Source organism: Chryseobacterium sp. Tr-659 (genome assembly GCF_011752975.1).
Taxonomy (GTDB): domain Bacteria; phylum Bacteroidota; class Bacteroidia; order Flavobacteriales; family Weeksellaceae; genus Chryseobacterium.
This window is the reverse complement of the sequence record NZ_VWWP01000002.1, coordinates 252,690-277,398: the sequence shown is the minus strand read 5'-3', so window position 1 is coordinate 277,398 and position 24,709 is coordinate 252,690. Positions and strand designations below refer to the sequence as shown.

Below are 24,709 nucleotides of genomic sequence, written 5' to 3'. Positions count from 1 at the left end.
AGATAATTAATTAAAATTAATCGCTTAAAAAACAAACACATAAGTATTTTATTCCTATATTTGCAAAAAACACAAAGGAATATGAATCTTACTTATTTAATGGCTTACAGAGCTACTTAATTCAATCTACTTTTCCGGCTATTTCAGGTTAAACATAGAATATCTCTATGCCCTACTTGTTATATTTATTATGGGCTTTTGAAACAAAGGTCTCATTATATTATTCTTTAACAATTCATTATTTAAATGAATTGACAGAAATGCTATATACTAAATGGGCAGGAAAAGACTTTTCAGAAAAAACACAATACAAAAAACATAAAATACACAGATAAAAAATTATTAGAAACATTATGATCAAAAAATTCTTTCTACCCATCGTTTTAACAAGTTCGTTTTCATTAGCTCAAGTAGGGATTAATACCCCAACACCTGATGCCAGTGCGGCTCTTGACGTGTACAGTCAAAGCAAAGGAATGTTAATACCAAGACTCTCAACGGCAAAAAGAGATGCTATTTTGAACCCAGCCACTTCACTTCTTATCTATGATACTGATAAGAAATGTTTAAGCCAGAATATAGGAACGCCTACCAAACCTGATTGGCTATGTATCAGTAATAATGCAGTAAAAATGTTTTATATGCCCAGTGTTTCTTTTGATACTTCTACTACGGCCAATGGTCGTACTAAAGACTTGTATACATTGTATAAAACTCAGTTCGGGTCTCCAAAAGCAAAAAGCACCAGTGCTCCTGCATCTATTCCCTTCTTCCCGTCTAGCAAAGATCTTTATTATTATGTAACTGATGCTGATCCTAATGTGTTCAGTAATATTTCTATTTCTGATGATGGTATAATGACCTATAATGTAAAAGCAGCAGCAACAGACTGTTCTTTTATTAATATTGTTTTCGTTGTTAAATAATTGGGCTATGATAAAGAGTACCTCAATTATACAATGTAAAAGATTTTTGCTCATTTCCTCCTTAATTCTTTTCTCTCAAAACATTCAGGCACAGAATGAGCAAGGGACTGGTTATCCGTATTTCGTGAACTTCACCCAAGGATTACAGCCCCAGGAAGCCTATAAAGTTACAACGAGCGGAGTTCAGAATGATGCTACTTTTACCACAGACGGTTTGCGGCTCACGCGAAGTGTAAATAATATTTCAGGAGGAGTGATTCTGGCGGATAAAATATTCAAAAGTGACCAGGGAATTAAGTTTGAATTTGAATTTGCCATTTATGGAGGAAACACTAATGGAGGAGATGGTATTTCTATATTTTTAGTAGATGGATCTATTCCTAAACAGCAGCTTAACCTGGGATATTTTGGTGGAGGATTGGGATACAGTTTTGTACGTGGAGGCGAATCTACGGAAGGACTGAGAGGAGCCTATCTCGGGATAGGCCTGGATGAATTCGGAAATTTTAAAACAAGCTTTAAACAAGGTGAAAGAGTTAGAAATGGAATTTTTGGAGTAACCCTGGCCGACGGACGAAGCAATGTTTCGTTAAGAGGTAAACGCGGGAACCAATATCTGTCATCTGCTGAACCTGTGGGATACAACGGCTATCCTTTACTTTACAGCACTGCTACCAATGCATCTCCAAACAGTAACAACAGGTCTGCTTATCTCGATACTCAGACGGGGAAGTTTATTGGTATTAAAAATACGAGTCTTCAGCAATTCAGTATTGAAAGTGGAGGAACTACGATTCCTCAGAATGAAAATGATTCAAGATTCCGTAAAGCATATGTCACATTAGTACCCAATCCATCCGGTGGTTATAATGTAACGCTTGAAATTCAGCATGGGACTGTGAAAGAAAAAGTAATTGATAATTATTATTATCCAACTTCCCTGAAATATACTGAGTCTACAATTTCCACAAGCACAGTAAGAACCCTGGATACATCACCTCCTTCTACTTTCAGAATTGGTTTTGCCGCCTCTACCGGAGCTGCTAAAAATATACATTTATTAAAAAATCTGGGTGTAAGCAGGCCTTATGCTGCCGAAGTAACTGATGATTTATTTGCAGGGTGTCCGGGGATAAAATCTACCTATTCTCCTTTGCTCAATGACGCAGCTTATTCTTCTGCAAATGGTCAAAATCCACCAACACTTTCTTATAACAATCTTGATTTTAACTCATTCCGTTTTTTGGACAACAACGGAACGGTGATTCCAAATATAACAGGCGGTGTTTATACCAATAGCCAGGGAACATGGGCGTACTCCTACTCTACGGGAAAGCTCTCTTTTAAACCTGCGAATGGATTTACCGGAGTAGCCCAAATACAATATGACATTAAAGGAGGCGGAAGCAACGGCACCGAGACTCCTTACAATAAGGAAGAATACAGATCATTGCCCGCACTGATACAGGTTAATATATCAAGTGCAAATAACTGCAGCAATTCCTGCGTTATTTCTAATAAAAATGTAACCCAAAATATAACAAGATAATTGTATACAACCCGTTTTAACTGCTGGTTGTTGCAATAACCATACTGAAAATCAACACCTATTATTTTTAATAAAATATTCAATGGCATCACTTACAGCCTTATCCACAGATTGATACTGCATGCCTAAATCTTTTACAGATTTCAGATTGGAATAATAATTACAAACCTGAAGTGCTTTCATATTGGTAGTACTAAGGTTTGTTTTTATTTTCAGTTTTCTCAGTCCGTCTCCTATCAGTCCAAGGATACTTAATACCTTGTTAGAAATAGGAATCATAATGGGTTTTTGGTTTGTAATTCTGCTAATTTTTCCAAAAAATTCTTTATAGCTTAGGTTTTCATGGGCTAAAAGATATTTTTCTCCGTCTTTTCCTTTTTCAATGGCTTTTATGACTCCTTCTGCCGCATCTGCAGCATGAACGAAATTTTTTCCTCCTTTCGGGTAACATATTAATTTCTTTTTCCAGGCCCAGAAAATAATTTTCCCGGAGCTGGGCTTATGATCATAAGCACCGATCATAAATGTAGGATTAAGGATAACAACCTCTGTGTCTTTCCTGTTTTGTAACAGGTAGTCTTCAGTTTCAAGCTTACTTTTGGCGTAGAATGAGTGGGTAAAAGGATAAAGCTGTGGAGCTTTTTCACTTCCCCAGAAAATGGTATTTCCATATCCGATTGTATTTGCCGTACTTACAAACAGAAATTTTTTAACATCTGCTGTCTTTGATTGTGTAAAAAGATTCACTGTCATTTCGTAATTTACTTTTCTATATTCATCATAACTGAGCAGATTCTGGCGTGTTTCTGCAGCAATATGAATGACACAGTCAATTTCTTTAAGGTGTGATGAAAAGTCCGATAACAGATCAGTTTCAACCAGTTTCAGATTCTCGTTTTCTTCACCCATCCAGCCGCTTTTCTTGCGCACCAAAGCAATAACAGAATAACCATTTTCCAATAATTTAATAATAACATTAGTTCCCAGAAGCCCGGTGGCACCGGTAACACAAATTTTCTTCATATGTTCTTTATAATTCAGATCTTATGCTTCAATCTCTCTCTTTATGGCTTGAGTCATCAGAGGAAGTTTGATCCAGATTGGTAAAATCTTCATCAACAGCCAGCTGAGCGGGTTCACCATAATTACGGAATCTTTTTTAAACAGCTGATGAATACTGTAAGAAGCTACTTTATCCGGATTCAGAAGTGTCATTCTGCCCAAAAAGCCTTGCTTTTCAATTCTTTTACACACATCAGTATTGGTTTTCATTGCTCCGGGATTAACCACACTTACAAAAACACTGGTATCTTTTAATTCTTCATGTAATCCTCTTGAGAATGAATGAATAAAAGTTTTTGACGCAGGATAAACGGTTTTAAATCCTATCGGAGAGAAAGCAGCCATGCTTGAAACGTTTAAAATATAAGCTCTGGGCTGTTTTAAAAGATTAGGAAGTAATTGATGGGTAATGAGCGAGGTTGCTGTTACATTAACCTGCAGAATACGGTTGATATAATCCGGGGTTGCTTCAGTAAACCTTTTGGTTCCTCCAAGCCCTGCATTATTGATCAGAATATGAATATCAAATGAGCGGTTAAGCCACTCTGTAAGTTTCATTACATTTTCATTCACGGAAAGATCTGTTTCGTAATAATGGGTTTTTATATCATAAAGTTCTTCCAGGCTCCGGGAAAGATCTTCCAGGTTCTGGTTTGGAAGGCTTACCAGAATGACATTGATTTTCTTTTGGGCAAGATTCTCCGCGAAGGCTTTGCCCAATCCCTGACTTGCTCCCGTAACTACAGCATATGATTCTTTGGTATCCATAAGTTTAAATTTTACGGTACAAAGCTATTGTGTAAGGATGGTTTGAATGTTCCAGCTTATCTGAATGAACTGATTTTCAAGCAAAAAACAAAAACAAAGCAACGAATTGAAAACCAACAATTTACTATCGAAAGAAAGTAAAACTTTATAAACCTGAACCTATTTTCTGAATTCAGAAGGGGTTTGTCCGGTCATTTTTTTGAAGGTTGTATTGAAGGAAGTCTTGGAATTGAACCCGGATTCATAAGCAATCCCCAAAATGGATAGCTTGTTGTCTGTCTTCTTCAGAAGATGTTTTGCATAATCCACTCTGAATTCATTTACATACTGGAAAAAATTCTTTCCAAAACCGGTATTGATCACATAAGACAAATGATGGGTAGAAACCGAAAGCATTTCGGCAAGTCTTATAAGGTTCAGTTCACTGTCAAGATAAGGTTTATGAGTTTCCATGATATCTTCCAGTGATGTCTTGATCTTTTCTAATTCTTCATCAGAGATCAGTTTTCTTTTTATTTCTTCCGAATCTGAGTCGTCATTGATGGCAATTAGTTCATCCCTCTGCTTTTCTTCCAAAGGATAAATTTCTTTCTGTTTCAGAGAATAATAAGCTACAAAATAAATCACCAGCAGAAAGACTGTATTGATAAAGAAATTCAATGATTTCGGATCATAAAAAAGATTATAGATCACATAGATGATATTCACAATAAGAAGGACAAGAATAATATATTCAAGCCAATTAAGATTGATTCCTTCTGTATTGGAAGAAAACTGCTGGATCTTCCGCTGATGTTTTCTTATCGTAATGTAAGAAAATACGGTGTAAAAGAGTGCCTGTATCAGGATTAGAATAATACTCAGATAATCAAATGGGTTATAATAACCCCATCTCACCAATAAAAGGCACACCAGAAACGCTACCGGAAGTATCAGGAATTTACTATCCGTAAGCTTAAATTTAAAGGATGGATTAGTGTAAAATAATACACTGAAATAAAAAACAATTGGAGTAAGATACTGTATAAACCGGATCAAGAATAAGGAATGAAATTCTACAGTAGAATCTGTAATCAGAAACAGGATTTCATCCATCCAGAATGTAGACCAAAGGAACAGGAATATTCCGAACCAGAAATTGGCTTTCCTGTTTACTTTTAAAGGATTGGCCAGTTTCAGCAAAGAAAGCAAAACCAATGAACCATAGATAAGTATCACGATGAAACTGTTGAATTCTGATGTGTTCATTGGTTTTTATTATCTTAATATGTTATTATTATTTTTTGATAATCTTGGTCACCTGTTTCGTGTTATCACCGTATATTATCTCTAAAAAGTACATTCCGGGATGATGTTCTGACACCCCGATCTGCGATGTGTTTCGGACTGTTTTTATCATTTTCCCGGAAATATCGATCAGCCTGATCTCATTTATTTTCTTCTTCGTACTTACATGTACATAATCTGTTGCCGGATTAGGATAGATTTTCAGATCGTTGGTATTGGTATTTGCATCTGCTTCACTTGCGGCAAGAAATCCTAATGAATACTTATAAATTCTTCCTCCATTACCAGACAAATATAAATAATCACCTCCAACTTCCAATGTTTTAATATCAAAGCCGTAGTTATTGTCTAAAAGCAGGCTCCACGTTGTTCCGCCGTCAATTGTTTTGTAAACCTTTTCCTGATCAGCTACATATCCTGTATTCTGATCTACAAATTTAATTTTATCAAAGGAATAGTATGGAAGCTGGGACTGCGTCCATGTAGTTCCTCCATCATTTGATTTAAAGAAGTCTCCATTATTTCCTTTCAGGAAGATCTGGTTTTCATTTAAAAAATCAAAGTAAATGTTTGAAGAAGGTCCTTCAAAGCATATATTCCAGGTAATTCCTCCGTCCAGCGTTTTGTACATTGTCCAAAAAACACCTGTCTTCACCCCGTACCCTACATTATTATTGAAAAATTTAAGGTAGGAAAACTTTAAGTTCGAAATCTTCTGCCAGCTTGATGCTCCATCCACAGTCTTGAATAATCCGGCATTAGGAGTATCATATCCTCCACTTACATATCCTACATTTTCTGAAAGAAAGCTTACTGAATATAGAGGTTCATACTGAATTACCGTGCTGGGAGTCCAGTTTTGGGCCCCATCTGTAGTTTTGTATACCAATCCCTGATTGGCACCGATAGAATATCCTACATTTTCATTCAGGAAAGTAAACCCGTTGCTGTAAGACTGGTGAGGAGGATACTGAACTTTCTGCCATGAGTTTCCGGCATCTGAACTTTTAAAAAAGCCTCCCATATTGGTTTTTAAATAAGCATTATTGGCATTTATAAAGTGAAGTTCATTAATCACATCATAGGTAGGAGCATAGTTGGTCCAGTTGGTTCCTCCGTTTTGTGTTTTTATGATTCTTCCGTTATTACCGACGCAAATGGCCGTTTGAGTATCAAAGAAATACAATCCGTTCAGATCGTAATCATGATCACTGTTGTACATAGATGTCGGGCTGATCCATTGCCATGAAGTACCACCATTGGTTGTTTTATAGACGGCGCCATTTGCTCCAACGGCGAACCCGTTATTTTCATCAAAAAACTGCATTCCATATGTTTCAGTATGGTAAGTGCTGTAACTTAATGCTGTCCAGGTTTGTCCTCCATCCGTAGTTTTAAGCATATCTCCGAAGCCTTTATTCACATACCCTACGTTCTGGGATGGAAATACGAGAGAATAATATTGGTTGCTGGAACTTGTATCAGAAGCAGTAGTTACCCAGGTGTTTCCTCCGTCTGTAGATTTTCTAATTCTTCCATCGTAAGTGGTTGCAATCACATTATCAGCATTTGTAAAAACAGTGATAGCTGCTGACATCCCATACATTGTTGTATTAACTGGAAAGGTAAGCCCTTTGTCTGAAGATTTCAGAATCTGTGTCTGCCCGGAAATATAGACCTCATCATCACTGATAAAGTTAATTGAGTTTAAAGAATATCCACCGAAAACATTCACAGGATTCCATGTTACTCCATAATCATCAGATCGGAGAATGGTATAATCTCCTACGATAAATCCTACATTATTTCTGAATTTGATATCACGCGGAACAAAATTCAGGGTTTGTTTAAGCCCCCAGCTCAATCCCTTATCATTGGTGGATAGGAGTTCTTTATTGTTATTGATAATAAAGCCTAAATTATCCTTGGAAAAGGCAATTTTAGTGGCTTTGGCATCAGAAGGCTTTGGTGTGACCAGTGTAAAATTATTTTGTGATAAAAAATAGTTACTAATCAGCACCAAAATCAGGTTAATAGTTTTTTTCATTTATAGATTAATTGATTTTCTTTTTTATAAAAATCTGATATCCGAGGTATATCAGCGGAAGCGACATCACTCCTAAGAAAAGAATGTTGCTCATCGCTTGCTGCGGGTGCAGGGCAATAGAATACACAAGTCCGAAGAAAGCTCCTCCAAGATGTGCAGCATGTCCCAGATTATCCCATTGTTTAGGATTCAGCATCATATACACGGAATATCCGAAATACAAAGTTCCGAATAACCATCCCGGCAGGAAGTTGACACTGATCTCATTCGGAGCCATTGCGATGGAAGCAAAAATAATTCCTGAAACGGCTCCTGATGCCCCGATAGCGGAATACCACGGTTGATTTTTATAGATTTGTAAGCTGAATAAATTTCCCAGGATCATGGAGCCGAAATAAATAATCAAAAAACCTATTTCTCCAAAGAAACTGATAACCACTCCCTGAAAAAAATACAGGGAAAGCATATTAAAGAACAAATGCATAAAATCGGCATGCAAAAATGCAGAGCTGATTAATCTTATATATTCTTTACGGTTTGCAATAGCTCCAACATTAAACTTGTATTTCTCAAACAATGTCATATTGTTGAATCCCATGTAACTGAAGATACACGTAACTGCAATGATTATTAAAACAATTATATTCATCTTATGTTTTTTTATTTATCCTTATAAAAGGTAATTTTTATATCCTACTCATTTCCGCTGTTCTCATCTTCCTGGAAAAGGTCTCCGATGATTCCTCCATCCTCATCTGCATCAGCGGAAGGTTCCGGATCTTCATACATTTCCGGTTCCTCCTCTACAGGTTCAGGAATTGTAATATTGATGGCTTTTACCTTAAATTTCGTAAACTGGTTGCCAATCGCCTTAATTCCTTTTACAGCAATGAATTCATCGATATTCACCGTTTCCGGATCACGTTCCTTGCCTTTATCTTTTGCGAAAATGATATCAGCAGTTGCATCATTGGCAACAATTACATTTTCAATAAATGACTTCGGGTGTTCCGACGGCATGAACGTCTGTACATTAACCGTGTTTTCCAGTAAAAATCTCTTGATGAAATAAATATCTTTTTCTCCATCATAATAGATACAGGTAATCGGTTGTGCAGGTCTCCATTTTTCCAGCACCAGATATTCATCATCAAAACGGTTGCCAAGATCAAATGATACCAGCTTCACCTCACCATTTGTATTGATCGTAAGGATTTTGTCATCTCCTTTGAAGTTCCCCAGCAGCGTTCCTCTTGCATCCGCATTCAGTCTTCTCACTGTATCATCAAACCATATCTTTCTTGGTGCCAGTGTAGAAACTCCTTCTTCTTTCATATCCACTTTCTTCACCGCATATTTGGTCACCAGATTTCCTTTGGAATCACGTCCTTTAATCGCAAGATCTGAGAAGTTGATCTCCATTTTGTTTTTTCTGATTCTTGGATTCGGCTTTAAAAGAACGGTTACAGTTTCCGCTTCCCCGTTAGGATTGGCTGAAAAGTATAAGGTTTCTGAGCCTTTTTTGTCTGAAGCCAGCGGATAATCTGTATTTCGGGTTACTCCTGTTACGGAGAAACGCTTCATATAATAGGGCCCTTCCCTGCCTTCACGATAGATCATGTTGTACACCGTTCTTTTATCATTTTTCTTCCATATGGCAACGTGAAGTATGTCTTTTCCAATGAAAGTCTTGGCTTCCACCTTTACCACCTTCATGCTTCCGTCTTTTCTGAAAGTAATGATATCATCAATATCAGAGCAATCGAACAGATATTGATCTTTTCTCAGAGAAGTTCCGATGAATCCTTCTTCAAAATTTGCATAGAACTTCTCATTGGCAACGGCTACTTTTGTAGCATCAATGGTATCAAAAATTCTAAGCTCGGTTTTTCTCTGTTTGTCTTTTCCGTATTTTTTCTGGATATTCAGATAATAATCAACAGCATAAGCTATCAGATTGGCAAGGTGGTATTTCACCTGTTCTATTTTGCCTTCCAGAGCGGCAATATTTTCTTTAAATTTATCCAGATCGAATCTTGAAATTCTCTTGATTCTGATTTCTGTTAGTTTTAAAATATCTTCTTCCGTTACAGCTCTTAAAAGATGTCCGGTATGAGGTTTTAATCCTTTATCAATCGTCTTCAGTACATCTTCCCAGGTTTTCACTTCTTCTATGTCATGATAAATTCTGTTTTCGATGAAAATCCTTTCCAGTGAAGAGAAGTGCCAGCTTTCCTGAAGCTCATGAAGTTCAATTTCAAGTTCTTTTTTCAATAAGGAAACCGTATGGTCCGTATTCATTTTCAGAATATCGGAAACATTCATGAACATAGGCTTATCTCCAACGATTACACAGGCATTCGGCGAGATTGTCACCTGGCAGTCTGTGAATGCATAAAGTGCATCAATCGTCTTATCCGGAGAAACATCGTTATGAATATGGATCAGAATTTCTACTTTATCAGAAGTATTATCTTCAATCTTTTTGATTTTGATCTTTCCTTTTTCATTGGCTTTCAGGATAGAATCAATCAGGTCAGTGGTTGTTTTTGAATACGGAAGTTCGGAGATCACAAGGGTATGTTTATCCGTTTGGGTAATTTTAGCCCTGGCTCTTACTTTTCCTCCTCTGTGACCGTCATTATATTCTGAGACATCCAAATATCCGGCTGTTAAGAAGTCCGGATAGAGTTCAAATCTTTTTCCTTTTAAATAAGCTACTGATGCGTTGATGAGTTCGTTGAAGTTATGCGGAAGTATTTTTGTAGAAAGTCCTACCCCGATCCCTTCCACACCTTGTGCAAGCAGTAAAGGAAACTTTACCGGCAGATCGATAGGTTCATTGTTTCTTCCGTCGTAGGATTTTGTCCATTCCGTAGTTTTAGGGTTAAAAACTACTTCCAGAGCAAATGGAGTAAGTCTTGCTTCAATATATCTTGCAGCGGCTGCAGAGTCTCCCGTATAGATATTCCCCCAGTTCCCCTGAGTGTCTATCAGTAGTTCTTTCTGTCCTATCTGCACCATGGCATCTGTAATGGAGGCATCACCGTGCGGGTGATATTTCATGGTATTTCCCACGATGTTGGCCACCTTATTGTAACGGCCGTCTTCCAGTTCGCGCATAGAGTGCATGATTCTTCGCTGAACGGGTTTTAAACCATCGTATACCGAAGGGATCGCTCTATCCAAAATTACATAGGAAGCATAATCCAGAAACCAGTCTTTGTATAACCCGGAAACTTTCTTCAGGCTTTCACCCTCATGCGAATATTCTTCTGTCGTCATCTGTTTTTTAATCTTTTTTCTCTTTATTAACTTTTACAACTTTGTTAAGAGAGATTTTTAAATCATTTACTTCTTTTCTGGTCAAATAAGAAATCTCATACTTCAATATGGTAGAGCCATTATTCTTACTTGAAACGGTAATATATAATCTTTTGATAAAGAAAATATTGATTACATCATATTTTATCAGCTTATATTTCGGAAACTCGTCGTGAAGAGGTTTGCTTAAAAAAGGGATAATATTCCTGTTTTTAAAATTCAGGGCCTCGCCATCGCTGTCATATTCGAAAACCTGTCGTCCTCTAAGATGAAAAATCATCAACAGGCCAACAGGAATAATTATCAGCAGATAACTTTCCTTTCCCAGCGCATTAAATCTGTACTCATTGGCAAAAAACACCAATATTCCAAATACGGTCATCATTAAAAGCAAAGTGCTTGCGGAGTTATATACTGATGTTTTATTACGGTTACTTAGTCTCATTATAATTTTGGGTTGTAAGTTTTCTAAATTTTTTTACTTTCATCCAAAATGTGTTTTTTTATATTTGTGCCGGCTTTCACGGCCCAGGCTTTAGTTTGTTGTTATTTCTTCTGCAAATTCCTTTTTATCAATATCTGTATCATCTTCCACTACCAGGTTTTCAAGAATAAATATTTGTCTGTCTGGTGTATTTTTTCCCATATAGAATTCCAGAAGCTGGTCAATGGTTTGATCTTTTCCTACCACTACAGGTTCCAGACGAATATCTTTACCGATAAAATGTTTAAATTCATCTGGCGAAATCTCCCCAAGTCCCTTGAATCGGGTAATTTCAGGATTTTTGCCAAGTTCATTCAATGCTTTTACCCTTTCCGCTTCCGAATAACAGTATCTCGTTTCCTTTTTATTTCTCACCCGGAATAAAGGGGTCTGAAGAATATAAAGGTGTCCGTTCTTAATCAGATCCGGGAAAAACTGCAAGAAGAATGTAATCATCAGCAAACGGATGTGCATTCCATCAACATCGGCATCTGTTGCGATAATCACCTGGTTGTATCTTAGGTCTTCTAAACTTTCTTCGATATTCAACGCAGCCTGAAGAAGGTTAAATTCTTCATTTTCATACACTACTTTCTTGGTAAGCCCATAACAGTTCAGAGGTTTACCTTTCAGTGAGAATACCGCTTGTGTTTCTACATCTCTGGATTTTGTAATAGATCCTGATGCGGAATCGCCCTCGGTAATAAAGATTTGTGTATCTCCTTTTCTTTCGGCTTTCTGATCGTTATAGTGCTGTCTGCAGTCACGAAGTTTTTTATTGTGAAGAGAAACTTTTTTAGCTCTTTCTCTTGCCAGTTTCTGAATTCCGGAAAGTTCTTTTCTTTCTCTTTCTGAGATCAGAATTTTTCTCTGGATTGCTTCTGCTATTTCCGGATTTTTGTGTAGGAAATTATCCAGTTTGCTTTTAAGGAAATCAATGATGAATGTTCTCACGGTAGGTCCGTTGGGGCCCATATCATTAGATCCTAACTTGGTTTTGGTCTGGGATTCGAAAACCGGTTCCTCTACGTTGATGGAGATCGCTGCAATGATTGACTTTCTGATATCCGAAGCATCAAAACTTTTGTTAAAGAACTCACGAATCGTCTTTACATATGCTTCACGGAAGGCATTAAGATGCGTTCCTCCCTGTGTTGTATTCTGTCCGTTTACGAATGAAAAATATGTTTCCGTCTGGGATTTGTCGGAATGTGTAATTGCCACTTCAATATCATCATCCTTTAAATGAACGATCGGATATAGAATATCGCTTTCCAGTTCTTCTTCCAGGAGATCTTTAAGACCGTTTTCGGAATAATACGTTTCACCGTTGAAAAGAATTTTAAGTCCCGGATTCAGGTAAGCATAATTACGGAGCATTCTTTCGATATACTCTTTTCTATACTTGAAATGCAGGAATATCTCTCCATCCGGAATAAAGGAAATTTCAGTACCGTTTCTGTCCGAAGTATCTTTTTCCTCAAAGTTTTCTTTGATCATACCGCGGGAGAACTCGGCCGCTTTCATTTTTCCATCGCGGAAGGAACGCACCCTGAAATAGTCTGAAAGGGCATTCACAGCTTTGGTACCGACACCGTTCAACCCTACGGATTTTTTGAACGCTTTACTGTCGTACTTACCCCCGGTATTCATTTTGGAAACAGCATCTACTACTTTTCCCAATGGGATTCCGCGCCCAAAGTCACGGATGGTAACTTTACCGTCGTCCAGTTTTATTTCGATTCTTTTACCTGCTCTCATCCTGAACTCATCAATAGAGTTGTCCAGAATTTCTTTAAGCAGAATGTAAATACCGTCATCGGCAGAAGAGCCGTCCCCAAGCTTCCCGATGTACATTCCGGGACGCAGACGGATATGTTCCTGCCAATCGAGGGTTCTGATATTATCTTCTGAGTAGGTTGGATTTATTTCTTGTGACATATATGATTTCAGCAAACATACAAAAGTACGAAATTGTCTAAAATTATCCGAATTTTAAAAATCATTTTTTATAATATTTGATGATATGTATTGTGTGATTATTCAGCAAATTTTATATTTATATATTATTCGATATGATGTGAAATATGTATTCTTTTCTATGTTTTTTATTAATGTCATTCTGCTCACTTCCCCTGGCTGCTCAAATTCCAGGGGTCATTCATTATGGTGAAGAGGATGGGCTAAACACCTTCTATACCTACCGTCTCAGCCAGGACAAAAACGGTTTTATCTGGATTGGCAGTGATAACGGATTATTTCGTTTTGATGGGAAAGAATTCAAGCAGTATAAAGAGGGGTTAAAAAACATGGATGTTCTCGATTGTAAACCTATTTCCAATAATGAGCTTTTTATTATATCATTTCTCAGTGATTTTGCTTATCTCAAGAATGACAGAATCATCAATTCCGATATTAATAAAGAACTAAAAAAGATTCAACTCTGTTATAATCCTATTTCTGTACATATAAAAGGTGGTTTTTATATGTGCAATAAATCAAATCCTAAAAATATTTATCTCTACAAAGATGAAAAAATACAAATTCTGCCCCTGGATATCACTCAGGGAAAAACAGCTACAGAAGCCATTGGCTTTGATGTGAATGCTCATCTCTTATATACAAGAAATGATAAAAATCAGATTGAAGCTTATAATATGGTTAGAAAAACCATCACAATCTGTGATATCCCTTTAACTAATAGTGATTTCATTTTTAAAAAAGATAATTTTTTCATCAGAAAAAGCGAAAAGAAGATTGAAATTTATAAAATTGAAAATAAATATCACTTTGCTAAAATAAATACCTATTATACTAAAGAAGATATTGACCAAATCAGTATTGATAAAAATAATAAACTCTGGCTTAGTCTTGATAAAGGAGGGGTTCTCTATTTTGACCAGCCACTATCTGCCACAAAAAAGCCATTATCTCCTATTCTGCTTTTAGAAGATTACATTATTAATAATATTTTAGTAGATGTGGACAATAATGTCTGGTTTTCTACCCGGAATAACGGAATCTTTTTCGTAACCCGTTCTTTTTTCAACAACTATATCAACCTTACACTTAAAAATAATTCCTCATTCATCACTGCTATTACGGATAATGGAAAGAATATTATTTTAGGCTATAATCAATCAAAAGGAGGAGTTCTTCACTCTAACACAATTACTGACATTACACTGCAGGAGAATAAAAAAACTGAACACAAAGCTATATTTGCAAAAGGAAATATGGTTATTTTCGGAATAACAAAAGCTATCTTCAAATATGATCTTGCCAGTAAGAAAAAGAAAAGCTTAAATAATTATAGTTTAAAAAATATTGTTCCCTATAACGACAGCTCCGTATTATTATGTGCATCGAGCGGGTTAATTATTTTCGATTTCATCAAGGACAAATACTCACATTATTTATCTGATGAAAGAATTTATTCTGCTTTACCTTATAGCCGAGACAGCATATTTGCAGGAAACTTCAAGGATCTCTATAAGATAAATCTTAAGACAAGGAGTAAGAAAATGTTTCTGGAAGGGTATTATTTTAAAGATATAAAAGAACTTAAGCCCAATCTGTACATAGCTGCTACAAATCCCAATGGAATTCTTGTTTTTAATCGTAACAAAATAGTCCAAAAAATTACTGAAAAAGATGGCCTTCTGTCTGATCAGATTAAAAAGATCTCCATTGAGAACGAAAATATTTTTTGGGCCAGCACTAATTTCGGAATCAGCAGAATAGAGTTTAAAAACGGGAAACTCCTTATCAATAATTTTACACAAACAGACGGCTTGCCATCAAATGTTATAGCCGGCTGTGTGATCAGGAAAGACACCATTTATATTGCCACCTCAAAAGGCTTAAGTATTCTATCTATCCACCAACTGCTTTCCCAGCAAAAATCTATTCATAAAAAAGTAATAGTAAACTCAGTGTCAATTGGTGATAAAAAATATTTTAATGTTAATCGTAAGCTTGTAGGACGATATCCGGATAATGAGGTTACCTTTCATTTAAGTTTTCCTGATTACTCTTCTCAGGGAAAAATCAGCTACAAATACCTGATTTCAGGTCTTAATAACAGCTGGCAGATCAGCAATTCATCTTCTATTATCCTTAATGCGGTTCCTCCTGGCAAATACGTCCTCAGAGTTTTCGGATTGGGTTACAACGGCAGACAATCGGCCACTTCATCTGATATTGCCTTTGAAATTGAGCCGCAATTCTGGCAGACATGGTGGTTCCGGTTATTATTAATTGTTACAGGTATTCTCATACTTCTCTGGTTATGGAGTTTATATCTTCAAAAAAGGAGAAACAAAAAACTGGAGAATCTTTATTATGAAAAGAAAATTGCAGAATTAGAACTTCAGGCTATTAAAGCTCAGATCAATCCACATTTCATTTACAACTGTCTCAATTCCATTCAGTTTTTGCTGTATAAAAAAAATTATCCTGAAACTGAAAATTACCTTGATATATTTTCTCAGATGATCAGAAAAACACTGTATTATTCTGAAAAAGCATTAATCCCGATCAAAGAAGAGATAGAATATCTTACCCTTTATTTAAGTATGGAAAAACTAAGACTGAAAGAGCAGTTCAATTATGCGATTACGATTTCCGACGCTGTCGATAAAAACTGGATCATCCCCTCACTTCTTATTCAGCCTTTTGTTGAAAACGCAATCAAACATGGGGTATCTAATTTAAAAGACAGAAAAGGAAAAATTACGATTTCGTTTGACTACAAATATCCTTTTCTGGTTATGACGATTACGGATAACGGAGTAGGAATAGATGCCAAACTGCATACGACTAAGTCCTCAGATTCATTCGGCGTAAAATTATCTAAAAAAAGGATTGAAACTTTCCGCCAGATTTTTGAAATTGATATCAAACTGGAAATTGAAGATCTTGGCAAAAAACAAAAGACACCCGGTACACTAATAAACTTATATATGATTCCCCATGAAAACAAAAATACAAACCAGCATCATTGATGATGAACAGGACGGAAGAGATTACATTTCTTTACTGCTGAAGAATGAATTTCCTGATATACAGATTGCATTTCAGGCGTCAAATATTGAAGAAGCCTATATCCATCTTTCAAAAAACACTCCGGATATTATCTTTCTTGATATTCAGCTAAGTGACGGAACTGCTTTTGATCTTCTATCAAAATTTAAAGAAATCAATGCTCTTATTATTTTCATCACAGCCTTTGAACAGTTTGCCATTCAGGCTATTAAAAATGGCGCAGTAGATTATCTTTTAAAACCTATTAAAAGGATAGATTTCCTAATTGCCGTCAACAAAGCACTGGAAATTATAAAAAAAGACAAAACGTCTTCCGGAACCTACCAGAATAAAATCAGTCTCCCTACCCTTCAGGGGTTTAAGTTAACCGATATTGAGGATATTATACGCTGTGAAGCAGATTCAAGTTATACAACCTTTTATATGAAGGATAAAACTAAAATGATTGTTTCCAAAACGCTTCATGATTATGAGGGGTTTCTCTCGGAACATAATTTCTTTAGGATCCATCATAAACATTTGATTAATCTTACTCATTTAAAAGAATATATCAAAGGAAAAGGAGGGCAGGTTATTATGGCAGATGATTCTGTTATAGACGTATCTGTACGCAAAAAGAATGATTTCTTGTCTAAAATCAGGTATTTTGAATAAAAATAATGAATAATTCCTGATTGAAATTATCGATTAAATACAAAAAGACAACACTTATTTAAGAACTACCTACACCTGCTAATTCTTTACTGTGGGGAACTATTCCTTATCATACTTTTATTTCAACATTAGTTGATATAACAATTAACTATTGAACTTTTAAACCAATCACACTTTTATTAATTTCTAAAGTTTTTCTTGGCTTTTGATTTATAAAACCAAGATATATTATGATAAGAAATTATTTATTAGCATTCTGCTTAATCCTGGGTTGTTCTATGATAATGAATGGGCAAACTCCGTGCTCAGACTTTAATGCCACTACCAGCCCTGCAGGAAACTGGGCTCCCTCACCTTATCCCAATGGGAATGTCAGTGTAAACTTTGGATCTCCTAATGCCTTAGACGGATCTCAGTACCTCATATTGGGAGACCAGTCCGGCGGCTCCTGGTACGAAAACTCAACAGATTTTAGAAGTCTTGGTAAAAAATATCTTGGTCAATGCCTGTACTTTGACTTTTACCTTAAAAATGACAGTGGCTATGGGCAGCCTTATCATCCGTATATCACTCTTTCTAATGGGGTTCACAATGCATCTTTCAGAGCAAATGTAACAGTAACTCCCGGAAGTGGCTGGGTACGCATCAAAGCACCCATCCAGCTTTCAAGCGGTGGAATTCTTCCAAGCAATTCGGAGGGAACATGGGTATTGAATACTGCCGGTACTTCTGCCGATTTTGATAATCTTATTATGAACTCTACTACTCTGGCTATTACACCGGATATTACCAGCACACAACAGGAAATTGTATTTTTTGATAATATCTGTGTAAAACCATGTGATGGATGTACTGCAGATTTTACCCTCAGCACTTCATTCAGTACATTAAATAATACAGCAACGGCCACTATTAATTTAATTAATCCTATCCTGTATTCTACTCCCGGCAATCCAGGACCAACGTATATCATCGACTGGGGTGACGGCAGTTCATCAAATTATATCTATCCCACAGTATCACATACATATAATGCAGCGGGCTCTTATACCATATGCGTAAGTGAAAATCAGGGTAGAATCTCTGTTTGTAAACGATGTTTTACCTTCTGCTATAAACCATCCATCCCAACATTCACAAATTTTTCAACAGTAGATTCTCCAACAAAAGGTATGGAAGCCATTATAAAAGCCGAACTCCAATCTGCCGAGTCTAAAGATTTCACTCTCGTTCCCAATCCGGCAAAAACTTATGTAGATCTTGAGACCAGACTGTTAAAAAGAGAATTGGTAACGGTAAGAATTATTGATAACACTGGAAAGGTTGTCATTGAAAGATCTGAAAACCTGAACAGCGGAACTCAGTTCATCCGATTAGATACTCAAAAGCTTATGCAAGGAGCTTATCTGGTAGAAATGAAATCCGACACTAAAGTAAGTACCCAAAAACTATTGATTTCAAAATAAATGATTCTCAATTTGAAAAATAAGGCTATCTGTATAATAGATAGCCTTATTTGTATAATTTAAAACCTTATGTATTCTTTTCCAGTTTTCCGATAATATTCTTCAGCATTGCAGGAACAATCAATTTATGAAATGGCCGAACCGGCAGAAAATACAGTACTCCCAGCCAGTTATGAAACTTTACTGTGGTGGATATCTTTAAAGATTTTCCATTCACCTGTTTCTGATTCTTATCGAATAAAAGAGAAATTCTAAAATCCAGATGTTTATCATCTTCTCCAAGAACAATTTCGTTACTGGTTTTATCAAATACTTTAAAAAGTCCCACACGCTCTCCTATTTCACATGTAAAATCCTTTTCTTTCTGCTTCTTTTCAGTTTCAGATCCTGTTTTTAATCCAAATAATCCTACCACTTTATTTCTGAATGCAAACATTTTCTTGCCCCATTTCGGACCGTTTGTAAAAAAGGCCTTCCCTACTTCTGTTATATCAATATCTTTACTATCGTCTCCCAGTTCTCCCTCGAAACTGTCCATATAATCAAAATCTTTTTTCTTGCGGGATAAAAGTGATTGTTCAGGAAACTCAATCTTCTTAATTTTCGTGGTCATTGGTTTTAATTAATTAGGTTATCTAACAAATGTAACCATCTTTCAGCATATTTAAAAGAAAAAATTAAACATATGTTTAAAATCATATCTAATGTTAATCCACACTCCAAACCACTGGTTTCATATACTTTACAGACAAACATCAATTTAAAAATCTAAATATTTACACTTTATGATTATGATTCCAATTTTAAAATAAGTTTTATCCTCAAACTTGTCCTGATTTTTATTCCTACAAATTCAAACTGTTTTAAATATTTCATTAAATTCGGTCAACAAAATTGTTTTTATGATACAACTTCCTTTATCAAAGCTTTCCAATGTAGGAACTACTATTTTCAGCCAAATGACACAACTAGCCAATGAAAATGAGGCCATCAATTTATCTCAGGGATTCCCTGATTTTATGCCTGATCCGGAATTACTTGGCTATGTAGATCATTTTATTCAGAAAGGGTTTAACCAATATGCTCCCCTAGGCGGAATGATCGGTTTAAAGGAAGAAATTGCCCGTAAAATTGAGAACAGCCATCAAGCCATTTATCACCCGGATTCTGAAATTACAGTTACTGCAGGCGGAACCCAGGCTATTTTCACAGCGATTGCTGCTTTCATCAAAAAAGATGATGAGGTGATTATCTTTGAGCCGGCTTATGATTGTTATGAACCTACGGTAGAGCTTTTCGGGGGAATTGTAAAACGTTTTGAAATGAAAGCTCCCGATTATGAAATTGATTGGAAAACCGTAAAAAATCTGATCAGCGATCATACGAAAATGATTATTCTGAATAATCCCAACAACCCTTCCGGAAAGATTCTGAAGGAAGAAGACCTGCAGGAGCTTATTCAGTTGGTAAAAGGGACTTCTATACTTATTCTGAGTGATGAAGTATATGAAAATATTGTCTTTGATGGAAAACAGCATTTGAGTATCTGCCAATATCCTGAGCTTAAAGAAAGAAGCCTTCTTGTAGCTTCATTCGGAAAGCTTTTTCATGTTACAGGCTGGAAAGTCGGCTATTGTGCAGCTCCCAAAAACCTGACAGATGAATTCAGAAAAGTACATCAATTCAACGTTTTTTGTGTAAATACTCCTATTCAGCTTGCATTGGCAGAATACATGAAAAATGATGAACACTATATTCATCTGAACCAGTTTTTCCAGGAAAAAAGAGATTTTCTGAGAAAAGGCCTTTCAGGAACTTCTTTTGAACTTCTCGATTGTGAAGGCACTTACTTTCAGGCAGTAAAATATGACAAGATCTCTGACAAAAATGATTTTGATTTTGCAAGCGAACTTACCATCAATCATAAAGTAGCCAGTGTTCCATTTTCATCATTCTATAAAAATAAGCTGAATGAAAATGTGATCAGATTATGCTTTGCCAAGAAACAGGAAACATTGGAAAAAGCGATTGAAAATTTATCAAAAATCTAATGCCGTAAGAATTTTTCAACAGTAATTTTGTCATTCAGAGCACAGCGAGAAATCTAGGCTTGGAAAGAATGCACATATTTTAATCTCCCGCTGATTTTTCTGATTTCGCAGAATTTACATCCAAATCTGCATCATCGGATAAATCAGCGAGAGTTTTTTTTAAATAGTATAAGTCTCACAAGCCGCAACTCTGCAGACCTTATAAGAACATTCCTCCGGAAACCTCTATTCTTTGTCCATTAACCCATCTTGCATCTTCCGTACAAAGGAATGCCACTACTCCGCCAATATCGTCCGGAAGCCCCACTCTTCCTAAAGCTGTAGCTCCGGCTACCATTGCGTTGATATCTTCATTATCCCTTACTCTTCCACCTCCAAAATCCGTTTCAATAGCTCCAGGAGCGATCACGTTAGCTTTGATCTTTCTTGCACCTAATTCTTTGGCCATATATTTAGTAAGCATTTCTACACCTGCTTTTATAGATCCGTAAATGGATGAACCCGGTGTTGCAAATCTTGCCAATCCCGAAGATACATTAACGATTCCGCCCCCGTCATTGATGAATGGCAAAAATTTCTGAGTGAGGAAAAATACTCCTTTAAAATGAATATCTACCACATCATCCAATTGTTCTTCCGTTACTTCCGTAATAGGTGAATATAAGGCGGTTCCTGCGTTATTGATAAGATAATCGATATTTGTACTTCCTGTATTTTCCTGTAAATGACCGGTTACTTCTTTTACAAAAGCATCGAAGCTTTTAATGTCTTTGGTATCTAACTGAAATGCTGCTGCTTTTCTTCCCATTGCTTTTATTTCATTCACAACAGCATCCGCTTCGTCTTTATTACTTCTGTAGGTGATGATAACATCTAATCCTTTTTGAGCAATTTTAAGAGCTGAGTTTTTTCCTAATCCACGGCTTCCTCCGGTTACCAGTGCAATATTTGTTTTTGTGTCCATTTTTATTTTGATTATTTTGATGTTACAAAGTTGGGATAATTTCAGGGTGAAGCATTTGCTTGAATCAATCTGAAATTTGCAAAATTCAAATCAGGACCGAAATTCTAATGGAGTAAACGACGTTTTTCTTTTAAAGAAATTTGAAAAATGGGCTATTTCTTCAAATCCCAGTGCATATGATATTTCTGAGATATTCCATTTCGTCTGCTTTAAAAGAATTTTTGCTTCCTGAATAATACGATCAGAAATCAGTTCCGTTGTTGTTTTTCCTGTACTTTCTTTTAGTCTTTTGTTTAAATAATTGACATGAACGGCCAGTCTTTCAGCGTAATCCTTAGCTGTTCTTAACTGTAGTTTCTGTTCCCAGGATTCAATCGGAAATTGTCTTTCCAAAAGCTCTATAAATAGGGAAACCACTCTCATTGAAGCATCGTTGGAAGCAGAGATCTTTGTTGCGGGTTGTAATTTTTGTCCGTAATGAATCAGCTCCAGCACATAATTTCGGATGAGATCATATTTGAAAACATAATCGGAATCAATCTCTTTTTTTATTTTTTTAAAAAGTGATTCGATTTCTTCTGCCAGTTCATCATCAATTTCAAAAACAGGAACTCCTCCAGGCTGAAAAATAGGCAGATCTTCGAGATGATAATAGGATTTATCTTTAATAAAGAAATCTTCTGTAAATACGCAGAAACTTCCTGATTGTTCAGGATCTTCAGGAATCCAGTGGTAAGGTACTCTGGGAGTGGCAAATAGTAAGGCGTTCTGTTTTATAGAAATCACTTTATCCGCATATTCGGCTCTGTTCTTTCCTCTTATAAAACTGATCTTATAGTATTTTCTCCTGTTATAAGGCATTTCAGAGGTTGTTTTAACGCGCTCTATTGTTTGGGCAATATCAAAAACATTGAAATGGCCGATATCTTTGTGAAGGCCTTTTGGAAAAATACTTTCGAGATCCTTACCCAGCTTGGCAGCCATCTCTTTGTAGAAGTCATCTAAAGAAGTGTGAGCTATTTTTTCCATAGCAGATCATTTGTAAAATTCAAATATACGAAGCAAATTATTAATGAAAATAAAAAAACAACATTTTTTTCTCCATATCAAGTGATATAATTCATTTTTTATTATTACATTCGTAAAAACTAACCACCTAAAAATCAAAGCAATGAAAAATCCGATCTTGAAAACCGGTAAAAAATTAAACAAAAAAGAATTAAAATTTATCACTGGAGGAATGCTAAACTGTATGGAACCCATTTTATGTACAGAGTTTCCTTGTGAAACTTATCCTCCCGATGATATTAGAAACTGCACGACAATTTCTATAGGTTGTGCACAAAAAATATGCAGGCCACAGCCATAAGACATCATCATCTATTAAATCAAATCTAAAACCCAATACTATGAAAAATCAAAACTTAGACAAAGGTAAAAAGTTGAACAAAAAACAACTGAGAGTAATTACTGGTGGAAAAGAAATGTGTCTTCTTCCAGACTTAACCTGCAAAAAGTATTCTTTTGCATGTGCAGAAATACAATGCCAGCCAGGTATTGAAATTTAATATTTACAAAAAAACTAAACCATAGAGACTTTTAACGAATGAATAACAAACATTTAAACAACGGAAAAAAATTAAATAAGAAACAGCTAAGAACAATTGCCGGAGGGGTAAAAGTATGTATGCGCGGCGGTGTATGTACTCAATTCGGTCCTTCATGCTATGAGCCGGAATGTAAAGAGGGCTCTGGAGGAACATTAAAATGCACTGATATTGTTAATAACTGTGTGGTTTACTCTATAGAATGTATAGAGCCAAAATGCAGATTCGATATAGGTATTCCGCTTTAAGAATAAAGAAATCGCTTCCCTTGATTAGAGAAGCGATTTTTATTTCAGATGGGTGGAGCTATTTAAACAACATATCCTCCCACAATGGTAAGTTTCCATTTTCCGTTTTCATATTCCGCAGAATAATCATTTCCAAAGCTATTTCCGGATTTATAGATATAAAATACCTTCGGATCTTTATTATTTTTCTGGATTTTGGAAATTGTTTCATCCGTTACATCCGTCATTCTTGTATAATAAGTCTGCTTTCCTTTACTTTCGGGCATAAATAATACCCTCAACTCAGGATTGATCTGATGAAAGTAGTCACAATCAGTTTTATAGACCTCAAAGGTATACTGCAATCTTTTCATATTTGCGTTTCCGTAGCCGGGCAGCAGAAGTTCATACAACTGAGTGAATTTATTATTTCCGGATTTAAACATGGGATTCATGTCTTCAAAATCATTAATTCCATCACCGTCCGTATCTTTATTTTCAGGATTTAATCCAAAGCTTTTTTCAAAAATATCGTTGTAACCATCTCCATCCGTATCTTTCTTCAAACGCTCAATATTGATTCTGAATAATTTTCCGTCTTCAATAGCAGAGTAATCGTCATAACCGGGCAGCCCTGCAACCTTTATGATTTTCACAAGACTTCCTTCAAGCTGAAGAAAACCGTCTCTTATCATCGGATTTTCCTGAATTTCGTTGATATAATAATGACTGAAACTCAATCCCAGAAAATGGGCATTGGCTTTTCCATTCTCAATACTAAGAAGCCAAAACCCAAGCCTGTTTCTGCCTAGACCGTAAAGGATATTTCCTATCTGCTGTTGGGAGTAGCAGAGAAACTGATCTGAAAAGTGGTCACTGAATATTTTAAACTCCTTCTCCTGTCTGCTGAATATATCTTCTGATTCTTTTGAACTTTCATAAGAATGTGATACTGCGCTGTCTTTCTTAAAGCTTCTGTATTTTTTGAGATTGACAATTTCAAGATACTCGGGTTTTTCATTCAATATCTGGTTTACAGTATAAGATTTCTGTTCTTCATAATCATTGATAACGTCTTTCCGATTGTTAACCAAGCATCTCTGTTCAACGGATTGTGAACAGGAAAAAAATAAGAACGGCAGTGCAAAATATATAATTTTCATGATTAAAGTTTAGCACGTGAATGCAAAAAGCGCTCCCAAATTCATGGAAGCGCCTTTTATTACAAACTAACTTTAATATTTTTT

Annotated in this window: 21 protein-coding genes; 9 read left to right on the top strand and 12 right to left on the bottom strand. The window is 35.9% G+C overall.

From position 1 onward, the window contains the following. The first annotated feature begins 353 nt into the window (after nt 1–353). On the top strand, nt 354–926 hold the full coding sequence (locus F3J23_RS05425; protein ID WP_167025315.1) for a hypothetical protein: 573 nt from the start codon (nt 354–356) through the stop codon (nt 924–926). A 7-nt stretch (nt 927–933) separates the two neighbouring features. Further along, nucleotides 934–2,475: a lectin-like domain-containing protein gene (locus F3J23_RS05420; RefSeq protein ID WP_194303836.1), complete on the top strand. Its 1,542-nt coding sequence runs from the start codon at nt 934–936 to the stop codon at nt 2,473–2,475. Between the two features lie 51 nt (nt 2,476–2,526). Here F3J23_RS05420 and F3J23_RS05415 read toward each other — a convergent pair whose 3' ends face one another. From F3J23_RS05415 to F3J23_RS05380, 8 genes are all read right to left on the bottom strand, one after another. Next, on the bottom strand, nt 2,527–3,498 hold the full coding sequence (locus F3J23_RS05415; RefSeq protein WP_167025312.1) for an NAD-dependent epimerase/dehydratase family protein: 972 nt from the start codon (nt 3,496–3,498) through the stop codon (nt 2,527–2,529). 21 nt (nt 3,499–3,519) lie between these two features. Further along, the gene (locus F3J23_RS05410) at nt 3,520–4,305 is read right to left on the bottom strand and encodes an SDR family NAD(P)-dependent oxidoreductase (protein WP_167025308.1); all 786 of its coding nucleotides are present in this window, start codon (nt 4,303–4,305) and stop codon (nt 3,520–3,522) included. A 159-nt stretch (nt 4,306–4,464) separates the two neighbouring features. Continuing rightward, on the bottom strand, nt 4,465–5,553 hold the full coding sequence (locus F3J23_RS05405) for a helix-turn-helix domain-containing protein (RefSeq protein WP_167025305.1): 1,089 nt from the start codon (nt 5,551–5,553) through the stop codon (nt 4,465–4,467). A 28-nt stretch (nt 5,554–5,581) separates the two neighbouring features. Next, a complete protein-coding gene (locus F3J23_RS05400; protein ID WP_167025302.1) occupies nt 5,582–7,639 on the bottom strand; it encodes a YCF48-related protein in 2,058 nt (685 codons plus the stop codon). A 7-nt stretch (nt 7,640–7,646) separates the two neighbouring features. Continuing rightward, nucleotides 7,647–8,288 (bottom strand): rhomboid family intramembrane serine protease, encoded by a 642-nt coding sequence (locus F3J23_RS05395; RefSeq protein ID WP_167025299.1) that lies wholly within the window; start codon nt 8,286–8,288, stop codon nt 7,647–7,649. Nucleotides 8,289–8,332: 44 nt separating this feature from the next. Next, entirely contained in the window at nt 8,333–10,924 is a 2,592-nt protein-coding gene (locus tag F3J23_RS05390; RefSeq protein ID WP_167025296.1) for a DNA gyrase/topoisomerase IV subunit A, read from the bottom strand. 7 nt (nt 10,925–10,931) lie between these two features. Then, complete coding sequence (locus F3J23_RS05385; protein WP_228455271.1) at nt 10,932–11,408, bottom strand: hypothetical protein; 477 nt, start codon at nt 11,406–11,408, stop codon at nt 10,932–10,934. A 90-nt stretch (nt 11,409–11,498) separates the two neighbouring features. Beyond that, nucleotides 11,499–13,388 carry a DNA topoisomerase IV subunit B gene (locus F3J23_RS05380; protein ID WP_167025293.1) on the bottom strand — a complete coding sequence of 630 codons (1,890 nt, stop codon included), beginning with the start codon at nt 13,386–13,388 and terminating at the stop codon, nt 11,499–11,501. A 173-nt stretch (nt 13,389–13,561) separates the two neighbouring features. On the opposite strand from F3J23_RS05380, the gene F3J23_RS05375 reads away from it, so the two are divergent. From F3J23_RS05375 to F3J23_RS05365, 3 genes are all read left to right on the top strand, one after another. Next, nucleotides 13,562–16,453 carry a histidine kinase gene (locus F3J23_RS05375; RefSeq protein WP_167025290.1) on the top strand — a complete coding sequence of 964 codons (2,892 nt, stop codon included), beginning with the start codon at nt 13,562–13,564 and terminating at the stop codon, nt 16,451–16,453. Then, nucleotides 16,422–17,147: a LytR/AlgR family response regulator transcription factor gene (locus F3J23_RS05370; RefSeq protein ID WP_167025287.1), complete on the top strand. Its 726-nt coding sequence runs from the start codon at nt 16,422–16,424 to the stop codon at nt 17,145–17,147. The genes F3J23_RS05375 and F3J23_RS05370 overlap by 32 nt, the downstream gene beginning before the upstream one ends. A 230-nt stretch (nt 17,148–17,377) precedes the next feature. After that, a complete protein-coding gene (locus tag F3J23_RS05365; protein ID WP_167025284.1) occupies nt 17,378–18,613 on the top strand; it encodes a T9SS type A sorting domain-containing protein in 1,236 nt (411 codons plus the stop codon). Between the two features lie 67 nt (nt 18,614–18,680). On the opposite strand, the gene F3J23_RS05360 is transcribed toward F3J23_RS05365, so the two are convergent. Continuing rightward, nucleotides 18,681–19,226: a DUF2867 domain-containing protein gene (locus F3J23_RS05360; RefSeq protein ID WP_228455270.1), complete on the bottom strand. Its 546-nt coding sequence runs from the start codon at nt 19,224–19,226 to the stop codon at nt 18,681–18,683. Between the two features lie 289 nt (nt 19,227–19,515). Here F3J23_RS05360 and F3J23_RS05355 point away from each other — a divergent pair, with 289 nt between their 5' ends. Continuing rightward, nucleotides 19,516–20,664 (top strand): methionine aminotransferase, encoded by a 1,149-nt coding sequence (locus tag F3J23_RS05355; protein ID WP_167025281.1) that lies wholly within the window; start codon nt 19,516–19,518, stop codon nt 20,662–20,664. 199 nt (nt 20,665–20,863) lie between these two features. Here the strand turns inward: F3J23_RS05355 and F3J23_RS05350 are convergent, their stop codons facing one another. Both F3J23_RS05350 and F3J23_RS05345 read right to left on the bottom strand, forming a co-directional pair. Beyond that, nucleotides 20,864–21,628, bottom strand: coding sequence for an SDR family NAD(P)-dependent oxidoreductase (locus F3J23_RS05350; protein WP_167025278.1), 765 nt, complete (start codon nt 21,626–21,628; stop codon nt 20,864–20,866). A 90-nt stretch (nt 21,629–21,718) separates the two neighbouring features. Then, on the bottom strand, nt 21,719–22,657 hold the full coding sequence (locus F3J23_RS05345; RefSeq protein WP_167025275.1) for a helix-turn-helix domain-containing protein: 939 nt from the start codon (nt 22,655–22,657) through the stop codon (nt 21,719–21,721). Between the two features lie 142 nt (nt 22,658–22,799). Between F3J23_RS05345 and F3J23_RS05340 the strand changes: the two genes are divergently transcribed. Genes F3J23_RS05340 through F3J23_RS05330 form a run of 3 tightly spaced genes read left to right on the top strand, consistent with a single transcriptional unit; the run spans nt 22,800 to nt 23,483 of the window. After that, nucleotides 22,800–22,997, top strand: a complete 198-nt coding sequence (locus F3J23_RS05340) for a hypothetical protein (RefSeq protein ID WP_167025272.1) — start codon at nt 22,800–22,802, stop codon at nt 22,995–22,997. A gap of 40 nt (nt 22,998–23,037) precedes the next feature. Continuing rightward, nucleotides 23,038–23,196: a hypothetical protein gene (locus F3J23_RS05335; protein WP_167025270.1), complete on the top strand. Its 159-nt coding sequence runs from the start codon at nt 23,038–23,040 to the stop codon at nt 23,194–23,196. A gap of 38 nt (nt 23,197–23,234) precedes the next feature. Further along, complete coding sequence (locus F3J23_RS05330) at nt 23,235–23,483, top strand: hypothetical protein (RefSeq protein ID WP_167025267.1); 249 nt, start codon at nt 23,235–23,237, stop codon at nt 23,481–23,483. A 62-nt stretch (nt 23,484–23,545) separates the two neighbouring features. Here the strand turns inward: F3J23_RS05330 and F3J23_RS05325 are convergent, their stop codons facing one another. Next, nucleotides 23,546–24,625 carry a thrombospondin type 3 repeat-containing protein gene (locus F3J23_RS05325; RefSeq protein WP_194303835.1) on the bottom strand — a complete coding sequence of 360 codons (1,080 nt, stop codon included), beginning with the start codon at nt 24,623–24,625 and terminating at the stop codon, nt 23,546–23,548. Nucleotides 24,626–24,709 lie beyond the last annotated feature (84 nt).

Bases quoted from the DNA above. Each gene is read 5' to 3' on its own strand.
- F3J23_RS05400 (WP_167025302.1), bottom strand. From the start codon at position 7,639: ATGAAAAAAACTATTAACCTGATTTTGGTGCTGATTAGTAACTATTTT.
- F3J23_RS05370 (WP_167025287.1), top strand. From the start codon at position 16,422: ATGAAAACAAAAATACAAACCAGCATCATTGATGATGAACAGGACGGA.
- F3J23_RS05385 (WP_228455271.1), bottom strand. From the start codon at position 11,408: ATGAGACTAAGTAACCGTAATAAAACATCAGTATATAACTCCGCAAGC.
- F3J23_RS05415 (WP_167025312.1), bottom strand. From the start codon at position 3,498: ATGAAGAAAATTTGTGTTACCGGTGCCACCGGGCTTCTGGGAACTAAT.
- F3J23_RS05330 (WP_167025267.1), top strand. From the start codon at position 23,235: ATGAATAACAAACATTTAAACAACGGAAAAAAATTAAATAAGAAACAG.
- F3J23_RS05380 (WP_167025293.1), bottom strand. From the start codon at position 13,388: ATGTCACAAGAAATAAATCCAACCTACTCAGAAGATAATATCAGAACC.
- F3J23_RS05395 (WP_167025299.1), bottom strand. From the start codon at position 8,288: ATGAATATAATTGTTTTAATAATCATTGCAGTTACGTGTATCTTCAGT.
- F3J23_RS05340 (WP_167025272.1), top strand. From the start codon at position 22,800: ATGAAAAATCCGATCTTGAAAACCGGTAAAAAATTAAACAAAAAAGAA.
- F3J23_RS05390 (WP_167025296.1), bottom strand. From the start codon at position 10,924: ATGACGACAGAAGAATATTCGCATGAGGGTGAAAGCCTGAAGAAAGTT.
- F3J23_RS05420 (WP_194303836.1), top strand. From the start codon at position 934: ATGATAAAGAGTACCTCAATTATACAATGTAAAAGATTTTTGCTCATT.
- F3J23_RS05410 (WP_167025308.1), bottom strand. From the start codon at position 4,305: ATGGATACCAAAGAATCATATGCTGTAGTTACGGGAGCAAGTCAGGGA.
- F3J23_RS05335 (WP_167025270.1), top strand. From the start codon at position 23,038: ATGAAAAATCAAAACTTAGACAAAGGTAAAAAGTTGAACAAAAAACAA.
- F3J23_RS05325 (WP_194303835.1), bottom strand. From the start codon at position 24,625: ATGAAAATTATATATTTTGCACTGCCGTTCTTATTTTTTTCCTGTTCA.
- F3J23_RS05365 (WP_167025284.1), top strand. From the start codon at position 17,378: ATGATAAGAAATTATTTATTAGCATTCTGCTTAATCCTGGGTTGTTCT.
- F3J23_RS05355 (WP_167025281.1), top strand. From the start codon at position 19,516: ATGATACAACTTCCTTTATCAAAGCTTTCCAATGTAGGAACTACTATT.
- F3J23_RS05360 (WP_228455270.1), bottom strand. From the start codon at position 19,226: ATGACCACGAAAATTAAGAAGATTGAGTTTCCTGAACAATCACTTTTA.
- F3J23_RS05375 (WP_167025290.1), top strand. From the start codon at position 13,562: ATGTCATTCTGCTCACTTCCCCTGGCTGCTCAAATTCCAGGGGTCATT.
- F3J23_RS05345 (WP_167025275.1), bottom strand. From the start codon at position 22,657: ATGGAAAAAATAGCTCACACTTCTTTAGATGACTTCTACAAAGAGATG.
- F3J23_RS05350 (WP_167025278.1), bottom strand. From the start codon at position 21,628: ATGGACACAAAAACAAATATTGCACTGGTAACCGGAGGAAGCCGTGGA.
- F3J23_RS05405 (WP_167025305.1), bottom strand. From the start codon at position 5,553: ATGAACACATCAGAATTCAACAGTTTCATCGTGATACTTATCTATGGT.
- F3J23_RS05425 (WP_167025315.1), top strand. From the start codon at position 354: ATGATCAAAAAATTCTTTCTACCCATCGTTTTAACAAGTTCGTTTTCA.